Source organism: Streptomyces sp. NPDC001617, assembly GCF_053596855.1.
Map to the genome: position 1 here is coordinate 1 of NZ_JBSFHA010000183.1, position 4003 is coordinate 4003.

Genomic DNA, 4003 nt, shown 5'->3' on the forward strand with positions numbered 1-4003 from the left:
CAGTCGCCCAGGCCGCGAGCGACACCCTCGATCATCTACTCACCCGCAGGTCAGGGGGCGGAGCTCCCCCGAGCAACACCCGACTCCAAACCCACGAGCAGCGGATCCAGTCCGTTCAGGCAAAGTTGACGATCCGACACCCAAAAAATGAACGTTTCCGCAGGTCAGAGACCTGCACAGGTGGGGCGGGTGGGACTCGAACCCACGGCCGACGGATTATGAGTCCTTTGAGGATCTTGGCGGTCCTTGCCGATCAGTGCCGATTCACGCCGTTCTTGCAGGTCAGACATGCTGATCCGTGTCAGCTCTGTGCAGTACTTGTCGGTCTGTTCCTGTCCTTGTGGCCCCTCAATGGCCCCTGGGGATGGTTGAGTTGGACGTTTACCACAGCAGCAGCCGCGTCCGCCCAGTTCAGCCGAAGGCATGGAACCTTCACACAACGGAGTCCCTTACCGACGGACTGCGCATGGACCTGGGTCGCAGCATGTCGATCCGGTCAGCCGAGTACGTAGCTCTCATCACCGAAGTCAGCGATGATCTTCAACTTGCCGCCGAGCGCCTTGACGTAGGCGGCGAGTGTGTCGACCTCGCTGCGCCCCAGTTGACCCTTCTCGATGCGGGAGACGCGGGCCTGGGTAACACCCATGGCTTCGGCAACCTGGACCTGTGTGGTGTGCTGCCGCTTCCGCAACTCGGCGAGCCGGTGCACACGGGAGGCCAGGACCATCGCCTGCGCCCCCTTCTGGATCTGATCCTTTTCGGCATCGGTGAAGGCGAAATCCTCGGCCAGGTCTCCCCAGGAGACGGCCTGCGGGTCCTTGAGGTGATCAGTCATCGTGCCCCGTCCTCCCCATCGATTCGCTTCAGATGCTCCGCGTATGCCTGCTCCGCCCGGGGCACCGCGACGCGATACCAGCCGAACCAGTTACCCGCCTTGTCACCGCCGACCAGGATCACGGCCTGACGGTCCGGGTCGAAAACGAAAAGTGCATTCCACACTTCCGATCGATCAACACTCCATTCTCCTTGTCGAACCCGTCGAAGCGCACCTGCCACGTTTCGCCATCGAGGTTCACGTAGCCGAGATCAGGAACTTCGCTTGATCGCGTAGTAACCTGTGTCCTCGCTCCGACCGCGCCATCTACATAATCTTGCACGGCACCCAGCTTGGATGCATTCTCGGCGACCCAGCATGCTCTTGATCAGGCCACCGGAAAGACCTCGCAGGGCCCTCCTAGCCCTGCTGTGCATATCACCAGTACTCCGGCACCTGCCACTCAACACATGTTGGACGCTGCCCACCTGACATCAAAAACTCCTTGACGGCCCGGCGCACCAGTTCGATGGGAATTTCCGAACGCTCTGGAAATTCGGTCGGATTTCCTGCGATGTGATAGGAAACCTCCCCACGCCCCGTCCATGAACCGAGCGTCACCAGATTGCTCTCATCCATGAACTCAAGAACGCCGACCTGCAGATCTTTATTCACTCCCACCAGGAGCTCATGGTCCGGAAACCCAGAAGGCAGAGGCGACCGCTCCAAGGAATGCAATTCCGCCATGTTATGGAACGGCGACCCCTCCAGGAGAGCATCAATCAGTGCGTCCACATCCCGCTCCGAACTAAGCTTCGGACGGTTCCCTGCATGCTCTTTACGATAGTAGGCCTCTGCCTGCGTCACGGCGCCCCTCCGTACGTTTTCCCTGTCCACCCGCCATTTTCGTCAGGCCTCCACTATCTCGTCCAGCCCTCAGGCGCGACCAAGGGAGGCCGAATTTGAGAAATCAGCACGCACGGCCCTTCACCACCGACTGATTCCTCAATGAGCACGGAGAATTCTCGATCCGGGAGCGCACTACTCAGCCTTGCAGACCACATTTCCACCAGAAGTTCGGCGAGCAGAAATTCCGCCTCGCTCGAAACTTCCGGAAAGCCGGACCATGAGAGAAAAAGATGTCGCACCTCAAAACGATTGAAGGTGTCAACAAATTCACACCACTGGACGCCATGACGAGCGGATTCAATCTGAGCAGTGATCCGTCTCTCGATTTAAGGTGCATCCCCCTCACGAAGGATCAAGAAAAGGGACTCGTGAATCACCGCCACATCGGGCCAGAAAAGCCGACCGAGCGCCAGCGCCGTGTAGAGGTTCGAATTCTTCTCGAAGTATGCAAATGAGTTCGACAGATCCGCATCGCGAAAGACAGCACCAAGGATTGTGTCAATCATTTGATTGAGTGCCATTGCCGCATCCTCGGTATATCGTCGAATATGGCCGTCGTGTCGTCGAGGATCGCCGATGCGATTTCCGGGTCGCGGACGTCATCGCCTGTCAATTTTGAAACGATGACATCGGCAAGAGCTCGCGCGATTCTGGAAGTAACCACCATAGTCATGGACTGGCCACCTTAACGTCGATACTGCTCATCCCGAGCTTGTTGAACATCCTGAGCGCCTGGTTGGTCGCCTGCCGGTTGGCCAATTTCCATCGCCCGGTGTAACCGTACTGTTCCAGCGCCATGGGCTGGTTGATCGCCGACCGTTGAGTCTTCTCCTGCGTCCCAACTCCAAGCTTCCAGACGATCAGCACACCGTTGCCCTCGTCGAACCCGTCGAACGGGCCTGCCAGCTTTCTCTCTCGAGGTTCACATAGTCAAGAGCGGGGAATTCTCTTTTTCGCGTAGAAACTCGTTCTTACGCTGCATCATCTTCATAATCTTGCGCGACACCCGCTCGGAGGCATTCTCCACAACCCGGTCGACAACATAGACGTGGCCATCCGTGTCAGCGGTGAGGGCGTCACCTTGCTGGACCGCACTAATACTCCGGTGCTAATTGACCAGTCCGACCGTTCCTCCGACCATCCCGGCCAGAACGGCGATCACCAAAAATATATCTGCCGGTCGACAAAATCTCACGCGGGTTTTCTTGATCGGCTCAGCATCTGCCAGGTTTCTCGGCCTGCGCGGCATCCGCTCTCTGATATCCAAGGCCGCCGACTCTGACGTACCGAATGGGTAGTCCAAAAGAGATGCACCGAACACCACGGGAGCAAGCAACTCGTCTCGAACCGTCATGATCTTGAGACTGGCCCCTCGCCCCGACACCACTTTGCGAATGTCTTGGTACTTGACTTCCTTAGCCCCGATGGGGTTGATGACGATGAGAGATTCCGCGCGCAGTACAGCCACGCAAGTTCCCAGTCGCAAGAAGAGCGCGGTCACCGCAGAAAAAACCGCCGTAACGAGCCACAGGTCACGATAGTTGCCATGGGTTATGCCGGCTTGCACGCCCCAGGGATAGACGCCCCAGACAGCGATGGTCGCGATCCCGGCCAGGATCGGCCAGGATCGTCGCCGCAGAACTCGGTCTTTCATCGACTCGCCCTAACATCCCAAGCGACCATGGAGAGCGCTGGCCGCTCCTTCTCCGCACACACCCCAGCCCACCTGTGCGTTCACCGCTACGTTCAGAGCGGTTCTACCCTTGTCCAGTATCGTTGTCGTCTGGGTCACATAACCCCTGCGGCCACCGCCGACTCCAGCACCCGGGCCCAGCTTCGTCCGGTACAGAGGGACTTCAACCTCGGCACGTTCAAACGCATTGCCGAGAGCTGCATCTCTCCAAGTGGCGCCCATCGCCTTCGCCAGACCACCAGCCACAAGACCGCCTCCCACTGTCCAAGCAAGCGACTTTCCATACCCGCCCCAATCCATATTGCCTGTACGCGCATAGTCGCCCCCATAACTGATCGTCGCGGCGGCGACGCCGACCACGACACAGGGCCCCTGCCGAAACCACCAGGCAGGCTCCGAAGCCCACCGCCGGCAGAGGGTGTGTCAATTTAACGGCTGATCTTGGTTGTTGAGTGGTCAGTTGTTGCTCGGGGTCAGGCGGCCCTCGAAGGCGATCTGGAACGCGTTGAGTGGTGCCTTCCAGCGCATGGTCCACCTCTTGCGGCCCTTCCCCGTCGGGTCCAGGCTCATCAGTGCCATGTAGATGC

At 58.9% G+C, this 4003-nt stretch carries 6 protein-coding genes; all 6 read right to left on the reverse strand.

Translation table 11 applies throughout. From position 1 onward, the window contains the following. Positions 1–496: 496 nt before the first annotated feature. Positions 497–835, reverse strand: a complete 339-nt coding sequence (locus tag ACWC09_RS52255) for a helix-turn-helix domain-containing protein (protein WP_450859338.1) — start codon at positions 833–835, stop codon at positions 497–499. A gap of 417 nt (positions 836–1252) precedes the next feature. Further along, positions 1253–1681: an Imm1 family immunity protein gene (locus ACWC09_RS52260; protein ID WP_450859340.1), complete on the reverse strand. Its 429-nt coding sequence runs from the start codon at positions 1679–1681 to the stop codon at positions 1253–1255. A gap of 368 nt (positions 1682–2049) precedes the next feature. Beyond that, positions 2050–2244 carry a hypothetical protein gene (locus ACWC09_RS52265; RefSeq protein ID WP_450859342.1) on the reverse strand — a complete coding sequence of 65 codons (195 nt, stop codon included), beginning with the start codon at positions 2242–2244 and terminating at the stop codon, positions 2050–2052. After that, entirely contained in the window at positions 2226–2396 is a 171-nt protein-coding gene (locus ACWC09_RS52270) for a hypothetical protein (protein ID WP_450859343.1), read from the reverse strand. Before ACWC09_RS52270 ends, ACWC09_RS52265 begins: the two co-directional genes overlap by 19 nt. After that, positions 2393–2590, reverse strand: coding sequence for a hypothetical protein (locus tag ACWC09_RS52275; RefSeq protein ID WP_450859345.1), 198 nt, complete (start codon positions 2588–2590; stop codon positions 2393–2395). The genes ACWC09_RS52270 and ACWC09_RS52275 overlap by 4 nt, the downstream gene beginning before the upstream one ends. 241 nt (positions 2591–2831) lie before the next feature. Next, positions 2832–3377 (reverse strand): hypothetical protein, encoded by a 546-nt coding sequence (locus ACWC09_RS52280; protein WP_450859347.1) that lies wholly within the window; start codon positions 3375–3377, stop codon positions 2832–2834. Positions 3378–4003 lie beyond the last annotated feature (626 nt).

Bases quoted from the DNA above. Each gene is read 5' to 3' on its own strand.
- ACWC09_RS52255 (WP_450859338.1), bottom strand. From the start codon at position 835: ATGACTGATCACCTCAAGGACCCGCAGGCCGTCTCCTGGGGAGACCTG.
- ACWC09_RS52265 (WP_450859342.1), bottom strand. From the start codon at position 2,244: ATGGCACTCAATCAAATGATTGACACAATCCTTGGTGCTGTCTTTCGC.
- ACWC09_RS52270 (WP_450859343.1), bottom strand. From the start codon at position 2,396: ATGACTATGGTGGTTACTTCCAGAATCGCGCGAGCTCTTGCCGATGTC.
- ACWC09_RS52280 (WP_450859347.1), bottom strand. From the start codon at position 3,377: ATGAAAGACCGAGTTCTGCGGCGACGATCCTGGCCGATCCTGGCCGGG.